Below are 14,285 nucleotides of genomic sequence, written 5' to 3' on the forward strand. Positions count from 1 at the left end.
TCACAGAACAGCGGCCTCCCGACGGTTCCGATCCCGGCCGGTCCTGCCGATGGCGGGGAGCGCTCCCGGCTTGCCGACGGGCGGCGCGGTGCGGGTTGCCGGCTTGCCGACGGGTGGCGCGGCGAGGCAGGTTGCCCTCATGAGCACCACGCGACGGCACGGCTCCGGGCTGACGGTCGAGGAGCGCGGGCACGTCCGCGTGCTCACCCTCGACCGGCCCGAGCGGCGCAACGCGCTCTCGACCGAGCTGCAGGCCGACCTCGTGGAGGAGCTGCTGCGGGTCGTCGAGGAAGGCGTGCGCGCGGTCGTCCTCACCGGCACCGGGCCGGCGTTCTGCGCCGGGTTCGACCTGAAGGAGATCCGCGCCGCCGACCAGCAGGGCGAGCGGTTCCGGCCGCCGATGAACCGGCCGGCCCGGTCGGTGTTCGAGGTCGTCACCGAGACGCCCGTCCCGGTGCTCGCCGCCCTCAATGGCCCGGCGGTCGCCGGCGGGTTCGAGTTGGCGCTCGCCTGCGACCTGCGGATCGCCTCGCCGGCGGTCCGCTTCGCCCTGCCGGAGGCGGCGATCGGCATGGGGGCCAATTTCGGCTCGGTCGTGCTCCCCAAGCGGATCCCGGTCGGCATCGCGCTGGAGATGCTGTTCACCGGCGACCCGATCGACGCCACCGAGGCACAGCGCTGGGGGCTGGTGAACCGGCTGGTCGCACCTGACCAGGTGCTGCCCGTGGCGCTGGAGCTGGCCGACCGGATCGCCGGCAACGCGCCGATCTCGGTCCGGCGGATGAAGGAGACCGCGGTCAAGGCTCTGGAGCTGCCGCTCTGGCAGGGGCTGCGGCTCGACGTCGGCCCCAACCCCTATCTCAGCGAGGACCGCGCGGAGGGCATCGCCGCCCGGCTGGAGAAGCGCCCGCCCCGCTGGGCCGGCCGCTGACCCGACCGCGTGCAGGCGCGGGCAGGTCCGCGGCCCGGACCTGCCGATCGCCGCACGGGGGCGGTCCCGGCGGACGCGGATACGGAACCGGGCCGTTCATGACGTTCGGGTAACGGCTCGTCACTCCGGTCAGACCGGGGTGCGGATCGACGGCTCCGGCTGCGAGGGTCCCCGTGTCCGTGCCGGTACCGACCCAGAGGAGACGTCATGAACTGCGCCCACTGCGGAGCCGTGCACCAGCGAGGCCGTTTCTGCGTCGGCTGCGGCAAGACCATGCCGCCGTCGTCGCTCCCGCCCCGCCCGGTGCGCCTCGCCCCGCGCCCGCCCTACGAGGTCACCGACGACATGACCCAGCCGGTGCTGCGCTTCGACGTCCGGCCGCGGCGCGCGCATGTCGAGGAGGACGTGCCGGCCCAGGCCGGCTGAGCCGAGCGCTCGTGGCAGCCAGGGCCTCGTCACCCGTCCGGGTGACGAGGCTCACTGCTAGCAATCTGCTTGCTCTTGTTAGCACGCGGGGATCCGGGGCACATACAGAACCGTCAGGTCATCCCCGATCCCTGGAGCTGCATCCCTCATGACCGACAACAACGCCAAGATGATCAACCAGTTGCGCGCCCTCGTCCTGCTCACGCAGACCGAGGAGCAGATCGCACGGACGCGGATCAGCCAGGCCCGCACCGACGCCGTCCGTCGGGAACTCACCCAGAACGCCGACAACGCCGCGGCCCGCACGCTCGAGATCACCGAGCGGCTGCGCGCCCTCGGTGGTGTCCCCGACGTCGTGACGCCGGTCGTCGGCCGGCTCTCCGCCGCCCTCAAGGCCACCTTCGAGCAGTCGACCTCCATCGAGGAGGCGCTCCTGCAGGACCTGCAGCTCGAGCACCAGCTGCTCGACCGCGCCACCTACCTCAAGGTGCTCGCCGAGACCGCCGGTGACGTCGAGACCCAGCGCCTGGCCGAGAAGCTCGTCGAGGCGCACCAGGCGACCGTCGAGTGGCTCACCGTGGTCCTGGCCGAGGAGGCCCTGGGCGGCCCGGCCGCGCTCGTCGCCACCCCGGTGCAGAAGGTCGCCGGTGCCGTGGCCCGTGGCGTCAACGCGCCGGTCCGCTTCTGGGCCAACACGGTGAACCACGCCGTCGACACGGTGCGGCACGCCGGTGAGGAGACCTCCGACCGGTTCTCCGCCGCGGGTGACCGCGCGTCCGCGTTCACCGGCGCCGTCCGCGAGACCCTCACCGTCGGCCGCGCCGCGTCGCTGCGCCGCGCCGAGCGGATCGCTCAGCGCGACGGCAACCAGGACGCCGCCGACGCCGCCCGGGCCACCCGCGAGGAGCTGGGCGACGTCACCGCCGACGAGCTGCCGATCAAGGGCTACGACTCGATGTCGGTGCAGGACGCCGTCAAGGCGATCAAGCAGCTGAAGACGCCGCACGACGTCAACGTGATCATCCGCTACGAGGAGACCCACAAGAACCGGTCGAACGTGGCGAGCGCCGCGCAGACGCAGCTGGCCGCCCTGGCCAAGGAAGCCGTCGGCGTCGACAAGTGACACACGGCCCGCTGAGGGCCGAGCACGCGGAGGGCCCGCATCCCCACGGGGGGTGCGGGCCCTCCGCGTGCGTGAAATCCCATCCCCGCCGGGTTTGACGAGCCTGCGCGGAAGGGGAAGCCCGACCCATGACCATCACACCCGAGGCCCTCGAGGCGGAGTTCTCGCTGACGACGGCCGCGACCCGGCTGGACTTCCTGAGTCGCCGCGACAACGGCGATACCAACCTGAACACCGTCCGTGACGACGACGCCGACGAGTGGTCGGCCTCCCTCCGCGACACCGGCACCCAGCTCGACGTGTACGAGGCGCTGGAGCTGCTCGCCCTGGGCGAGGTCGTCTCGCGCCGCGCGCACGACAGCCAGCTGGTCGGGATCCGCGCCGCGCTGCGCGGTGGCGCCGAGTGGGCGCAGATCGCCGCGGCGCTGGGGATCACGCCGGAGCAGGCCTGGGACTCCTTCACCGAGTCGATCGACCGCCAGCTCGACGCCGAGGCCGCCGCGTCGGCGCGCGAACTCGCCGGCACCCGCCCCGGCCGCTGACCGACGGGGTCAGCGCACCTCGACGCCCCGCCAGAAGGCCACCCGGTCGGTGATCTCCCGGGCGGCCTCCTTGGGCTCCGGGTAGTACCAGGCGGCGTCCGGGTTCTGCTGCCCGTCGACCTCCAGGGTGAAGTAGGAAGCGGTGCCCTTCCAGGGGCAGACGGTCTGCTTCTCCGAGGGACGCAGCACGTCGTCGCGGACGGCCGCGCGGGGGAAGTAGGCGTTGCCCTCGACGGTGACGATGTCGTCGGACTCGGCGATGACGACGCCGTTCCAGGTAGCGGTGGTCATGCTCCGATGGTCCTCCGTCCGCGACCGCGGCGCCGGTCGCGACCCCGGGCGTGACGCGCGGCGGGGTGGGCATGGAGCAGTGGTGGCCGCCAGGTCACCCACCCATCCCGCACCACAGGAGGACGACCCATGGCGCAGCCCCACCAGCACGGTGCCGGCGACCGGAGCGAGGGGGAGGGCACCCCGAAGGGCAGGCGGCTCGGCCGCATCCTGATCCCGCTGGGCATCCTCCTGGTCATCGCCGGGATCTTCACCTACCTCCTCGTCGTCGCCCAGACCCGGACCGAGGACCAGGACGACGACCAGGGCGCGGCGATCCCCGCCGTCGTCCTGGAGATGCCGGAGCCGCTGCCCGCCTGAGTGCCCGCGCCGGTCACGACCCCAGCAGCGCGAAGGTGGCGACGGCGTGGACCAGTGCCTTGCCGTCCTGCTCCACGTCCGCCTCGCAGACCGTCAGGTGCTCACCCCTCGTACGCAGCCGGGCGGTGACCTGGAGGGGGCCGGGCTTCCCCGGCCGCAGGTAGGTGACCGTCAGCTGACTGGTCGCGGGCACCTCGCCGTCGCCGGTGGTGGTGCGCACCGCCAGGCCCATCGCGGTGTCGACCAGCGTCGCCAGCACTCCACCGTGCAGCGTGCCGGCCGGGTTGAGGTGCTCCTCGGTCACCTCGAACCCCATCCGGGCCGCACCGTCCTCGGCCGACTCGGGGCGGGCACCCAGCCGCTCGGCGAACCCACCCGTGCTCACGTCGTCGCTCATGGCGGGGCGGCTACCCCGCGACGCGCGGTCGCACGCCCGGTGCCCGGGGACTGCCGGGACGGGTGGGGTACCCGGCGTCCATCGTTACCCCTCCGAGGCATGGATGCGGTCGAGAGCACCCGTGGGTGCCGCCGCGATGAGCAAGGATCTGCAGGTCAGCACCACGTCCAGCGATCCAGGAGCACCCATGAGCCACCCCGGGAACGGCCCGGACACCACCCCGTCCGGCCAGCAGCCGGGCCAGCCCGGCCAGTACGGGGAGGCCGCTCCGTACGGCCAGCCGAGCCAGTACGGGCAGGGTGCTCCGTACGGCCAGCCGGGTCAGCCCGGCCAGCCGTACCAGCCCTTCGACCAGTCCGGTCACCCCGGGCAACCCGCCGGTGGCTGGATCCCCCCGCAGGGCGGGGCGACGCCCATGGGGCAGCCGGAGCAGCAGGGCGGCGGCGCCAGGAAGGTCCTGCTCGCCGTCGGTGGGGTGCTGGTCGCCCTCGTCGCGGCCGGCCTGCTCTTCACCATGCTGGGCGCGGGTGAACCGGAGGTCGGCGACTGCGTGGCCAACTTCGCCGGCGAGGAGGTCGAGGTCGTCGACTGCGACGCCGCCGGGGCCGAGGGCCGGATCGTCGGCATCGACGAGCAAGAGCTCGACTACCAGGAGTTCATGGACCAGGACGTCTGCCTCGAGTTCGAGACCGCCATCGGCGCCATCTGGATGGGCGAGGACGAGGCGCAGCCGGGCACGATCTACTGCGCCGAGCCGGTCTGATCGCTCGCGCTCCCCGGGTGCCCCGTCGGCCTGCCGGCGGGGCACCCGTGGTTCCGGGGGCCGGCCGTCACGCTCCCCGGGCGGCCACGTCGCCGCTCTCACGCCGCTCGAGGTAGAACGCGCCGAGCGCCCCGGCCAGCGTCGCGAACACGGCCACCGAGTAGGTGGCCAGGGCGATGTCGAGGACGCGCGCCACGCCGGTGTCGGCGGTGAGCGGCCTGGCGCTGATGGTGGCGAGAGCCGCGTCGTAGAGCGCCGTGCCGTAGGAGTCGTAGGCGCCGAGCACGTACAGCAGCTGGCTGGTCGCCAGCACCACCACGACGGTCACCGCGCCGAGCCAGGCGATCCGGCCGCTCAGCAGGCGCCCCGCCGAGCGGGATCCGCGGACCGCGGCCGACACGACGCCGCCGACCCGCGCCGCACGCAGCAGCGTCAGCGCCCGGGCGAACCGCAGGAACGGCACCGCCAGGAAGACCACCTGCCACCAGTTGCGCGTCCAGAAGCGGCGCTGGTCGCGGGCCGTGGCCGCCCGGTGGATGAACTCCGCCACGAAGACGCCCCAGAGCACCCAGCCGGTGACGCTGAGCGTGGTGGTCAGCCACGGCTGCCGGGCGAGGGACTGGCCGAGCACCACCAGGACGAAGACCAGGCCGAGTGCCCCCATCGGCTTGTCCAGCCGCCGGGCCAGCCCGGTCTGCTCCGGGGCGTCGTCGGGCTCGGGGGCGTCGCCGGGCTCGGGGGCGTGGCGCCCGGTGGGGCGGTCCGCGGGATCGGGGTGCGGGCGCTGCATCGACGTCCCCTACCCCGTGTGCGCGGGCGCCTCCCCGATCAGGGCAGTCGGTGCAGCAGCACGCGGGCGACCGCGACCGCTTCCGGGGTCGGGTCGCCCGCGGCCGCGCGCAGCCAGGCGACGAGGGGGCCGGCGAGCGCGGGGGAGAGCGCACCGATCCAGGCCCCGCTGCGGGCGCGCGCCTCGGCGACGTGCTCGGTGACGCCGCCAGGGCCGTGGGCGACCACCTCGGGGCGGCTCGCCAGCAGCCCGCCGAGGCGCCACTCGCCGGGCGTCGTGCCGGCCGCCAGCCCCTCCAGCCGCTCCGCCGCCTCGCGCAGCAGCGGGGCGTCATCCGCCGGGGGGTGCCCTGGGTATCGGGAGCCGGAGGGGGTCACCCCCTCCGTTGTAGCGCACGGGAAGGGTGGGGTGGTCGCTCGCCGCGGCGAAGCGGGCATGCTTAGGTGTGCCTCACCTACTCCCAGGAGGATCTCCGTGACCAGGCTCGGGCGCGCGACCGTCGGCGTCGTCTCCACCCTCACCCTCGCGGCATCGCTGGCCGCCTGCAGCTCCGACGCCGACACGCTGACCGTGTACAGCGCCCAGCACGAGAGCCTGGTCCGCACGATGCTCGAGGACTTCACCGCGGAGACCGGCATCGAGCTGGAGTTCCGCGACGCGAACGACTCGGAGCTGGCCAACCAGATCGTCGAGGAGGGCGAGGCCTCCCCGGCGGACGTCTTTCTCACCGAGAACAGCCCGGCGATCGACGTGGTGGACCGGGCGGGGCTGCTCGCCCCGCTGGACGAGGAGACGTTGTCCCAGGTCGGTGAGCAGTACCGGCCTTCCTCGGGCAACTGGGCCGGTTTCGCCGCCCGCTCCACCACCCTGATCTACAACCCGTCGGAGATCGCCGAGGAGGAGCTCCCCGCCTCAATGCTCGACCTCGCCGACCCCGCGTGGGAGGGCCGGGTCGGCATCGCGGCCGGAGGTGCGGACTTCCAGGCCATCGTCAGCGCGGTCCTGGCACTGGAGGGCGAGGAGGCGACCCGGGAGTGGCTCGCCGGGCTGGAGCGCAACGCCGAGATCTACGCGAGCAACACCGCGATCATGAAGGCCGTCGACGAGGGCGAGGTCCCGGTCGGCATCACGTACCACTACTACTGGTTCCGCGACCAGGCCCAGAACGGGCTCATCGGCGACGACGCCGAGCTGCACTACTTCCGGAACCAGGACCCGGGCGCCTTCCTCAGCGTCTCGGGGGCCGGGGTGCTCGCCTCCTCCGACCAGCCCGAGCAGGCCCAGCAGCTGGTGGCGTACCTCACCAGCCGTGCCGCCCAGGAGCGGCTGGCCGACAGCAGCGCCCTGGAGTACGCCGTCGGCACCGGCGTCGCCTCCGCCGACGCGCTCCCGCCCCTGGCGGAGCTGCAGGCGCCCGTGGTCGACCCGGGGTCGCTGGACGCTCCGAAGGTCACCGAGCTGATGCAGGAAGTGGGCCTGCTCTGACCCCTCCCGCGCTCCGCCCCCCGGGCCCCGGAGCGCCGGCCCCGCCGGCGGTTCGGGGTTCCGGCGTGTCCGCGAGCGGGGGAGGGCGCGCGCTGCGGCGGTCGCCGGTCACCCTCGCCCTAGCCGCCTGCGTCGCCGCCCTGGCCCTGCTGCCGCTGCTCCACATCGCCGCGTACACCCTGGACGTCGGCTGGGCGGGCATCCGCGAGCTGGTGTTCCGGCCGCGGGTCGCCGAGCTGCTCTGGAACACCACCCGCCTGGCCCTGGGCACGGTCGCGGTCTGCGCGCTCCTGGGCGTCGGCGCGGCCTGGCTGGTGGCGCGCTCGTCGGTGCCCGGACGGCGGCTGTGGCACGTGCTGCTGGTCGCGCCGCTGGCGGTGCCAGCGTTCGTGAACAGCTTCGCGTGGATCTCCCTCCTGCCGGGGCTGGACACCTACGCGGGGGCGCTGCTGGTCGTCTCGCTGTCGTACTTCCCGTTCGTCTACCTGCCGGTGGTGGCGGCCTTCCGCGGCCTGGACCCGGCGCTGGAGGAGACGGCGCGCGGGCTGGGGCTGTCCGGCTGGGCCGTCTTCCGGCGGGTGCAGCTCCCGCAGCTGCGCGTGGCGCTGCTGGGCGGCGCCCTGCTCGTCGCGCTGCACGTGCTGGCCGAGTTCGGGGCGCTGCAGATGCTGCGCTACCCGACCTTCACCACCGCCATCTACGACCAGTACCGGGCCACCTTCAACGGCCCGGCCGCCACCGCGCTGGCCGGGGTGCTGGTCCTGCTGTGCCTGGTCCTGCTGCTGGCCGAGGTCCGGTTGCGGGGGCGCCGCGGGTACGCCGGTAGCGGCCGCGGGGCGGCCCGTCCCGTCCGGCCGGCGGAGCTGCGCGCGCTGACCGCGCCCGCCCTGCTGGGGCTGGCCGGGCTGGTCGGCCTGGCGCTGCTGGTCCCGCTGGGTGCGCTGGCCTACTGGCTGGCCGGGGGCGCCGCGGCCGGCCTCGACTGGGGCGACCTCGCGGCGACGACCGGGACGACGCTGGCGCTGGCCGCCGCCGCGGCCGCGGTCACCACGGCCATGGCCCTGCCCACCGGGTGGCTGGCCGTCCGCGCCCGCGGGCGCACCGCAACGCTCCTGGAACGGGCGACGTACCTGGGCAGCTCGCTGCCCGGCATCGTCGTCGCGCTGGCCCTGGTCACGCTGAGCATCCGGGCCGCGCCGTGGCTCTACCAGACGGTCCCGGTGCTGCTGGCCGCCTACGCGATCCTCTTCCTGCCCCGCGCCGTGGTGCCCGTCCGCGCGGCGGTCGAGCAGTCCCCGCCCCTCTTCGACGACGTCGCCGCCTCGCTCGGGTCGTCCGGCGTCGACCGGCTGCGCCGGGTCACCGTGCCGCTGCTCGCGCCCGGCCTGGGCGCGGGCGCGGCCCTCGTCTTCCTCGCGGTGGTCACCGAGCTGACCGCCACCCTGCTGCTGGCCCCCACCGGTACGGCGACCCTCGCCACCGCCTTCTGGTCGGAGAGCAGCGCGCTCGCCTACGCCGCCGCCGCCCCGTACGCCGCGGTCATGGTGCTGCTCTCCGCGCCGGCCACCGTGCTGCTGTCCCGCGACACCCGACGAGGTCTGATCCCATGAGCGCTCTCACCGTGACCGGCCTGACCAAGGCGTTCGGCACCACCCCCGTGCTCACGGGTGTGGACCTGCACGTGCCGGCCGGCGGGTTCACCGCCCTGCTGGGCCCCTCGGGCTGCGGCAAGACGACGCTGCTGCGGCTCGTCGCCGGCTTCGACGACCCCGACCGCGGGACCGTCGCCCTCGGCGGCCGCGTGGTGGCCGGTGCCGGGCGGGGTGTGCCCGCCCGCCTCCGGGGCATCGGCTTCGTGCCGCAGGAGGGCGGGCTGTTCCCGCACCTCAGCGTCGCCGGCAACGTGACCTTCGGGCTGCCCCGCCGCCGGCGCGCCGATCGGGGACGGGTCGCCGAACTGCTGGCCCTCGTGGGCCTCGACGCCGACCTCGCCGACCGGTCGCCGCACCAGCTGTCCGGCGGGCAGCAGCAGCGGGTCGCCCTCGCCCGGGCGCTGGCCCCCGAGCCGGCGCTCGTGCTGCTCGACGAGCCGTTCTCCTCCCTGGACGCCGCGCTGCGCGAGGACACCCGGCGAGCCGTCCTCGCCGCGCTGAGCACCGCCGGTGCGACCGCCGTGCTCGTCACCCACGACCAGGCCGAGGCGCTGTCGATGGCCGACCAGGTCGCGGTCCTGCGCGACGGACGGCTGGTGCAGCTCACCGACCCGCTCACCCTCTACCGGCGCCCGGCCGACCTCGACGTGGCGGCGTTCGTCGGCGAGTCGGTGGTCCTCGACGCCGAGGTCCGGGACGGCAGCGCGCTCTGCGTCCTGGGTTCCCTGCCAGTCGCCGAGGCGGTGGCCGACGGGCCGGCCCGGGTCCTGCTGCGGCCGGAGCAACTCCGGCTGGGGCCGCCGCTCGGAACGGGCGTCCGGGCGCGGGTGCGCGAGGTGGACTTCTACGGGCACGACTCCCGCGTGTGGCTGACCCTGCCCGACGGCGGGACGGTGACCGCCCGGCTGGAGGGCGCGGAGGTGCCCGCGGTCGGGCAGGAGGTCACGATCGAGGTGGCCGGCGCGGCGCTGACCTTCCCGGCCGCCGGGCGGTCCGCGCGCCCCGTCGTCGCCGATCCGGCCTTCTGAGCGGACGCGCCGCGCCCCGGTCGTACACGCAGGTTAGGAAAGCCTAAGCTGCCCCGCATGGACCTGTTCCTTTTCACCGTCGACCCGCAGTGGGGGAGCGACGTCGTGGCCGCCGGTGCGGCCGGCATCGTCGTCGACTGGGAGCGGCGCGGCAAGCTGCGGCGCCAGGCGGGGGAGGGGACCCAGGTCAACGAGGACACCTCCGAGGACTTGTCCCGGATGCGCGTGGCGACCCCGGGGCGCATCCTCTGCCGGATCAACGGCTTCGGGCCGTGGACCGCCGACGAGGTGGCCGACGCGGTCGACCGCGGGGCCGACGAGCTGCTGCTCCCCATGGTGCGCTCGACGGAGGAGGTCGACCGGGTCCTCGACCTGGTCGCGGGGCGGTGCGGCCTGGGCATCCTGGTCGAGACCCAGGACGCGGTCGACCGGGCGGCGGAGCTCGCGCGCCGTCCGCTCTCGCGGATCTACGTCGGCCTCAACGACCTGCGCATCGACCGCCGGTCCACCGAGCTGTTCGCCCCGCTCGTGGACGGCACGGTCGACGCGGTGCGGGCGCAGGTGACCGTGCCGTTCGGCGTCGGTGGCCTGACGCTCCCGGGCCGGGGCTTCCCGGTGCCCGGTGACCTGGTGGCCGCGGAGCTGGTCCGGATCGGCACCCGGTTCACCTTCCTGCGCCGCTCGTTCACGGCGGACATGGCCGGGCGCGACCCGTTCGTGGAGGTGCCCCGGCTGCTGGCCGGCCTCGACGAGCTGCGCCGGGCCGGTGCCGAGCGCGCCGCCAGGTCGCGCGAGGCCTTCGTCTCCGCCGTCGGGGCCCTGGCGCGGGAGACCGCCGCGCGGGAGACCGCCGCGCGGGAGACCGCCGCGCGGGAGACCGCCGCGCGGGTGGCCCAGCCGGCGTGAGGGCGCTCGTGACCGGGGCCGGCGGCTTCGTCGGCCGGCACCTGGTGGCGCGGCTGGAGCGGGACGGCTGGCACGTGACCGGGGTGACCAGCCGGGACGTCGACCTGGCCGATCCGGTCGCCGGCGCGGCCGCCGTGCGGGCCGCGGACCCGGACGTCGTGTTCACCCTCGCCGCCGGCCGGGCGAAGGCCACGGCGGAGGAGCGCGCCGCCACGACTGCGGTCAACACCAGCCCCTGGCTCGTCGACGCGCTGCCCGACCGCTGCCGGGTCGTGGTCCGGCTCGGCTCCTCCACCGAGTACGCCGCCGCGCCGCACCCGCTCGCCGAGGACGCCGCCCTGGAGCCGCGCGGCTTCTTCGGCGCGACCAAGGCCGCCGGCTCCCTGCTCCTGCAGGCGGCGGCGGCCGAGCGCGGGATCCGGGCGGCCGTGCTGCGCGCCTTCCAGGTCTATGGGCCGGGCGACCACCCCACCCGCCTGGTCCCGGTCGTGATGACCGCCGCCCGGACTGGTGGCACGGTCGCCCTTCCCGCCCGGCTGAGCCGGCGCGACTGGGTGTGGGTGGGGGACGTCGTCGACGCCTGCGTCCGCGCGGCGGTGGACGAGGGCCTGCCCCCGGGGGTCGTGCTGAACATCGGCACCGGGATCCAGACCAGCACCGAGGAGCTCGTGGCCACGGCCGAGCGGGTGACCGGCCGCCCGATCGCGACCGCACCGGGCGCCCACCCCGGGCGCGGCTGGGACACCGCCGACTGGGTGTGCGACCCGGCGCTGGCCCGCCGGCTGCTGGGCTGGACGCCGACGGTCGACCTCGCCGCCGGCCTGGCCCGGACCTGGGCGGCCGGGTGACCGGTCGCGGGGGAGCGGACGCCCGGGTGGCGGTCGTCGTCCCCGTGTACGGGAATGAGGCGACGCTCAGGGAGCTCGCGGACCGGCTGGCCGCGGCGCTCGCCGGCCGGCCGTGGCGGCTGCGGCTGGTCGTCGACGCCTCGCCGGACGGCAGCGCCGCCGTGGCACGCGCCCTCAGCACCGGGGACGCCCGGATCGCGCTCACCGAGCTGGCCGTCAACGTCGGGCAGCACGCCGCGCTGGCGCGCGGGCTCGCCGAGGAGGCGGCCGCCGACGTCTGGGTGTGCCTGGACGCGGACCTGCAGGACCCGCCGGAGGCGGTGCCGGTGCTGCTCGACCGGCTGGCCGCCGGTGACGTGTCGGCGGTGTTCGGCGGGCGGCGTGGCCGTTACGAGTCGCCGCTGCGGCGGCTCACCGGCACCCTCCACCGGCGCGTGGCGGGCAGGCTGACCGGTCTGCCGCCGGACGCCGGGGCCTTCCTGGCAATGGGGCCGGCGGTGCGGGCCGCCGTCGTGACCGCCGTCCTGGAGCGCGGGGCGCCGAGCGTCGTCCTCGCCGTCGGCGGCTCCGGCCGGCCGGTGGCGAGCGTGCCCGTCGTGCGGGACCGGCGCCCGGCGGGCCGGTCGGCCTGGACGGCGCGGGCCCGGGTGGGGCAGTCGCTGCGGTCGCTGACCTGGGCGGTGCGGGCCCGCCGCTGACGCAGGTGGTCAGCGGCTCCAGAGCTGCAGGACGAGATGGGTCTTGCGCGCCGGGAAGTCGTACTGCTCGACCATGCGCAGCCCTGCCGCCCGGAGGATCTCGTCGTCGTCGGTGGGCTCGGGCTCCCCGCCGAGCAGCCGGCGCACCACCCAGACCCGGTCCTCACCCGGCGGCGCGTCGTCCGGGGGCAGGACGACGTCCGGGCGCAGCTGGGGGGCCAGGCTGCGGACGTAGTGGTCGAGGCCGGTGGCCGACCGCTGGTCGGCGGCGACGACGGGCTCGCCGGGGCGGTGCACCTCGGCCAGCACCGCGACCAGGTCGTCGGCGCGCTCGCGGGGGCCGCGGTCGGCCAGCGGGGCGGAGGCCAGCAGGGAGCAGCCCAGCAGGAGCGCGCCCACGGGGATCCGGGCCGGCCGGGGCAGCCCCATCGCGCCGGCCGCCGCCAGCACGCCTAGGCCCAGCAGCCCGGCCAGCAGGTAGCGGGGCAGGTACACCGGCCGCACTAGCTCGGCGGCGGCGAGCAGCAGCAGGGGAACGGCGAGCCAGCAGGCACCGACCACCCGGGCGCCCGCGGCCCGGAATGCCCCGACCACGGCCAGGCCCAGCCCGAGGTAGAGCAGCGGGGTGCGACCACCCGCCCACGCCTCGGCGGCGAGCACGACCAGCCGGCCGTCGGTGTCGCGCAGGTGCTCGGCGTTGCGTGCCCCCGTCCCGTTCAGGACGGCGAGCGCCACGAAGCCCACGGCCGGCAGCGCGGCCAGCGCGCCGGTGAGCGCGACCGGCAGGGCGCGCCGTCCCCGCAGCAGCACCGCGGCGGCGACGAAGGCCGCGAGCACGGTGACCGCGTACCAGTGCGCCAGCCCCATCCCCGCCCCGGCGAGACCGAACAGCAGCAGGCCACGGGGCGGCTCCTGCAGCCAGCGGACCAGCCCCAGCGCCGTCGCCCCGGTGGCGAGCACGGCGAGCCCGTAGCTGCGGGCCTCGACCGACTGCTCGAGCAGCAGCGGGTTGGCGGCGAGGACCACGCCGGCGAGCACCCCGGTGCCGCGGCCGGCGAGGCGGGTGAGCGCCCGGGTGATCAGGGCCACGCCACCGGCCGTCGCCAGGAGGGACAGGATGCGGAGCGAGGTGTCGCCGCCGAGGCCGGGCACGGAGGTCCACAGGTGCGTGACCAGGTAGTAGGGGGCGTTGTAGGACGGCGGCACGCCGGCCAGGTAGCTCGCGGTGCCCTCGCCGGTGGCGATCGCAGTGACGATGTCACCCAGCGGCAGGCGGGCCACCTCCGCGGTGAACAGCTCGTCGAACCAGAGCCCGTGGCCCGGGAGCAGCAGCCAGCCCCCGAGGAGGGCCACGAGCGCCGCCGGCAGCAGTTCCGCCGGCGACCAGCGCGCCGGTGCCCCTGTGTCCCGGTCGCCGCCGTCCGGAGCGGCGGCCGGCAGGGGCCTCTCCGTCACCGTCGACACCCCAGCAGGTTAGGCGACCCTCTGCGGGCCTCCGCGCACGACACCGCTGGAGAGCGTCCGGCCGATCAGGCCGGCTCCCGGCGCATCGGGACGTGCGGGATGCCGTCCTCGAGGTAGCCCGGACCGCTCCGGCGGAAGCCGAACCGCCCGTACCACTGCTCCAGGTGGGCCTGGGCGCCCAGGGTGAGCGGGCCGTGCCCGTGGTCGGCCAGCGCCCGCTCGATCAGCCGCCCGGCCAACCCCCGCCCGCGCGCCGCCGCCGCGGTGGCCACCCGGCCGATGGCGCGCGAGGCGCCGTCGTCCAGGACGCGGATGGTCGCCAGCACCTGACCGGCCTCCTCGAACCAGAGGTGCTCGGTGGCCGGCTCGACGTCGCGCCCGTCGAGCTCGGGGTAGGGGCACTCCTGCTCCACCACGAAGACGTCGACGCGCAACCGGCACAGGGCGTAGACCTCGAAGGGCGTGAGCTCGGCGAACCGGGCGCGGCGCAGCAGGGGTTCGGGGACGGGTGTCCCGGGGGAGGTCATGCCGATGTTTGTAGCCCAGGCGCCGGGAGGCGATCGGAGGGGAGGACGGCGCCG

General features: G+C 75.6%; 18 protein-coding genes. 12 read left to right on the plus strand and 6 right to left on the minus strand.

The genetic code is table 11. The features are described from left to right. The first annotated feature begins 139 nt into the window (after positions 1 to 139). The 4 genes from ACI79S_RS02495 to ACI79S_RS02510 all read left to right on the plus strand — a co-directional run bounded on the left by ACI79S_RS02495 (position 140) and on the right by ACI79S_RS02510 (position 3,022). Complete coding sequence (locus ACI79S_RS02495; RefSeq protein ID WP_456591861.1) at positions 140 to 931, plus strand: enoyl-CoA hydratase/isomerase family protein; 792 nt, start codon at positions 140 to 142, stop codon at positions 929 to 931. Positions 932 to 1,138: 207 nt separating this feature from the next. Then, positions 1,139 to 1,357, plus strand: coding sequence for a hypothetical protein (locus tag ACI79S_RS02500; protein WP_456591862.1), 219 nt, complete (start codon positions 1,139 to 1,141; stop codon positions 1,355 to 1,357). A 148-nt stretch (positions 1,358 to 1,505) separates the two neighbouring features. Next, positions 1,506 to 2,480: a ferritin-like domain-containing protein gene (locus ACI79S_RS02505; protein WP_456591863.1), complete on the plus strand. Its 975-nt coding sequence runs from the start codon at positions 1,506 to 1,508 to the stop codon at positions 2,478 to 2,480. Positions 2,481 to 2,608: 128 nt separating this feature from the next. Further along, positions 2,609 to 3,022, plus strand: a complete 414-nt coding sequence (locus ACI79S_RS02510) for a hypothetical protein (RefSeq protein WP_456591864.1) — start codon at positions 2,609 to 2,611, stop codon at positions 3,020 to 3,022. 9 nt (positions 3,023 to 3,031) lie between these two features. Here ACI79S_RS02510 and ACI79S_RS02515 read toward each other — a convergent pair whose 3' ends face one another. Then, positions 3,032 to 3,313: a DUF427 domain-containing protein gene (locus ACI79S_RS02515; RefSeq protein WP_456591865.1), complete on the minus strand. Its 282-nt coding sequence runs from the start codon at positions 3,311 to 3,313 to the stop codon at positions 3,032 to 3,034. Between the two features lie 129 nt (positions 3,314 to 3,442). Between ACI79S_RS02515 and ACI79S_RS02520 the strand changes: the two genes are divergently transcribed. Continuing rightward, on the plus strand, positions 3,443 to 3,673 hold the full coding sequence (locus ACI79S_RS02520) for a hypothetical protein (RefSeq protein WP_456591866.1): 231 nt from the start codon (positions 3,443 to 3,445) through the stop codon (positions 3,671 to 3,673). 13 nt (positions 3,674 to 3,686) lie between these two features. On the opposite strand, the gene ACI79S_RS02525 is transcribed toward ACI79S_RS02520, so the two are convergent. After that, positions 3,687 to 4,070 carry a PaaI family thioesterase gene (locus ACI79S_RS02525; protein ID WP_456591867.1) on the minus strand — a complete coding sequence of 128 codons (384 nt, stop codon included), beginning with the start codon at positions 4,068 to 4,070 and terminating at the stop codon, positions 3,687 to 3,689. 187 nt (positions 4,071 to 4,257) lie between these two features. On the opposite strand from ACI79S_RS02525, the gene ACI79S_RS02530 reads away from it, so the two are divergent. Next, complete coding sequence (locus ACI79S_RS02530; RefSeq protein ID WP_456591868.1) at positions 4,258 to 4,833, plus strand: hypothetical protein; 576 nt, start codon at positions 4,258 to 4,260, stop codon at positions 4,831 to 4,833. 67 nt (positions 4,834 to 4,900) lie between these two features. Here the strand turns inward: ACI79S_RS02530 and ACI79S_RS02535 are convergent, their stop codons facing one another. Together ACI79S_RS02535 and ACI79S_RS02540 are read right to left on the minus strand one after the other, a co-directional pair. Beyond that, the gene (locus ACI79S_RS02535) at positions 4,901 to 5,623 is read right to left on the minus strand and encodes a hypothetical protein (protein WP_456591869.1); all 723 of its coding nucleotides are present in this window, start codon (positions 5,621 to 5,623) and stop codon (positions 4,901 to 4,903) included. Positions 5,624 to 5,661: 38 nt separating this feature from the next. Then, positions 5,662 to 6,000 carry a hypothetical protein gene (locus ACI79S_RS02540; RefSeq protein ID WP_456591870.1) on the minus strand — a complete coding sequence of 113 codons (339 nt, stop codon included), beginning with the start codon at positions 5,998 to 6,000 and terminating at the stop codon, positions 5,662 to 5,664. Positions 6,001 to 6,097: 97 nt separating this feature from the next. Between ACI79S_RS02540 and ACI79S_RS02545 the strand changes: the two genes are divergently transcribed. From ACI79S_RS02545 to ACI79S_RS02570, 6 genes are all read left to right on the plus strand, one after another. Beyond that, positions 6,098 to 7,108 carry an iron ABC transporter substrate-binding protein gene (locus ACI79S_RS02545; protein ID WP_456591871.1) on the plus strand — a complete coding sequence of 337 codons (1,011 nt, stop codon included), beginning with the start codon at positions 6,098 to 6,100 and terminating at the stop codon, positions 7,106 to 7,108. A gap of 65 nt (positions 7,109 to 7,173) precedes the next feature. Next, positions 7,174 to 8,718, plus strand: coding sequence for an ABC transporter permease (locus ACI79S_RS02550; RefSeq protein WP_456591872.1), 1,545 nt, complete (start codon positions 7,174 to 7,176; stop codon positions 8,716 to 8,718). Continuing rightward, positions 8,715 to 9,788: an ABC transporter ATP-binding protein gene (locus ACI79S_RS02555; protein ID WP_456591873.1), complete on the plus strand. Its 1,074-nt coding sequence runs from the start codon at positions 8,715 to 8,717 to the stop codon at positions 9,786 to 9,788. Before ACI79S_RS02550 ends, ACI79S_RS02555 begins: the two co-directional genes overlap by 4 nt. 57 nt (positions 9,789 to 9,845) lie before the next feature. Further along, positions 9,846 to 10,694 carry an aldolase/citrate lyase family protein gene (locus ACI79S_RS02560; RefSeq protein ID WP_456591874.1) on the plus strand — a complete coding sequence of 283 codons (849 nt, stop codon included), beginning with the start codon at positions 9,846 to 9,848 and terminating at the stop codon, positions 10,692 to 10,694. Next, a complete protein-coding gene (locus ACI79S_RS02565) occupies positions 10,691 to 11,542 on the plus strand; it encodes an NAD-dependent epimerase/dehydratase family protein (protein WP_456591875.1) in 852 nt (283 codons plus the stop codon). Before ACI79S_RS02560 ends, ACI79S_RS02565 begins: the two co-directional genes overlap by 4 nt. Before the next feature lie 26 nt (positions 11,543 to 11,568). Beyond that, positions 11,569 to 12,240, plus strand: coding sequence for a glycosyltransferase (locus ACI79S_RS02570; protein WP_456591876.1), 672 nt, complete (start codon positions 11,569 to 11,571; stop codon positions 12,238 to 12,240). 9 nt (positions 12,241 to 12,249) lie between these two features. Here the strand turns inward: ACI79S_RS02570 and ACI79S_RS02575 are convergent, their stop codons facing one another. Together ACI79S_RS02575 and ACI79S_RS02580 are read right to left on the minus strand one after the other, a co-directional pair. Further along, on the minus strand, positions 12,250 to 13,695 hold the full coding sequence (locus tag ACI79S_RS02575; protein ID WP_456591877.1) for a hypothetical protein: 1,446 nt from the start codon (positions 13,693 to 13,695) through the stop codon (positions 12,250 to 12,252). Positions 13,696 to 13,769: 74 nt separating this feature from the next. Beyond that, positions 13,770 to 14,231 carry a GNAT family N-acetyltransferase gene (locus ACI79S_RS02580; RefSeq protein WP_456591878.1) on the minus strand — a complete coding sequence of 154 codons (462 nt, stop codon included), beginning with the start codon at positions 14,229 to 14,231 and terminating at the stop codon, positions 13,770 to 13,772. Between the last annotated feature and the right edge of the window lie 54 nt (positions 14,232 to 14,285).

The sequence above is a fragment of the Blastococcus sp. SYSU DS1024 genome (genome assembly GCF_054050795.1).

Coding starts and splice junctions, on each gene's coding strand:
- ACI79S_RS02495 (WP_456591861.1), top strand. CDS start 140: ATGAGCACCACGCGACGGCACGGCTCCGGGCTGACGGTCGAGGAGCGC.
- ACI79S_RS02500 (WP_456591862.1), top strand. CDS start 1,139: ATGAACTGCGCCCACTGCGGAGCCGTGCACCAGCGAGGCCGTTTCTGC.
- ACI79S_RS02505 (WP_456591863.1), top strand. CDS start 1,506: ATGACCGACAACAACGCCAAGATGATCAACCAGTTGCGCGCCCTCGTC.
- ACI79S_RS02510 (WP_456591864.1), top strand. CDS start 2,609: ATGACCATCACACCCGAGGCCCTCGAGGCGGAGTTCTCGCTGACGACG.
- ACI79S_RS02515 (WP_456591865.1), bottom strand. CDS start 3,313: ATGACCACCGCTACCTGGAACGGCGTCGTCATCGCCGAGTCCGACGAC.
- ACI79S_RS02520 (WP_456591866.1), top strand. CDS start 3,443: ATGGCGCAGCCCCACCAGCACGGTGCCGGCGACCGGAGCGAGGGGGAG.
- ACI79S_RS02525 (WP_456591867.1), bottom strand. CDS start 4,070: ATGAGCGACGACGTGAGCACGGGTGGGTTCGCCGAGCGGCTGGGTGCC.
- ACI79S_RS02530 (WP_456591868.1), top strand. CDS start 4,258: ATGAGCCACCCCGGGAACGGCCCGGACACCACCCCGTCCGGCCAGCAG.
- ACI79S_RS02535 (WP_456591869.1), bottom strand. CDS start 5,623: ATGCAGCGCCCGCACCCCGATCCCGCGGACCGCCCCACCGGGCGCCAC.
- ACI79S_RS02555 (WP_456591873.1), top strand. CDS start 8,715: ATGAGCGCTCTCACCGTGACCGGCCTGACCAAGGCGTTCGGCACCACC.
- ACI79S_RS02560 (WP_456591874.1), top strand. CDS start 9,846: ATGGACCTGTTCCTTTTCACCGTCGACCCGCAGTGGGGGAGCGACGTC.
- ACI79S_RS02580 (WP_456591878.1), bottom strand. CDS start 14,231: ATGACCTCCCCCGGGACACCCGTCCCCGAACCCCTGCTGCGCCGCGCC.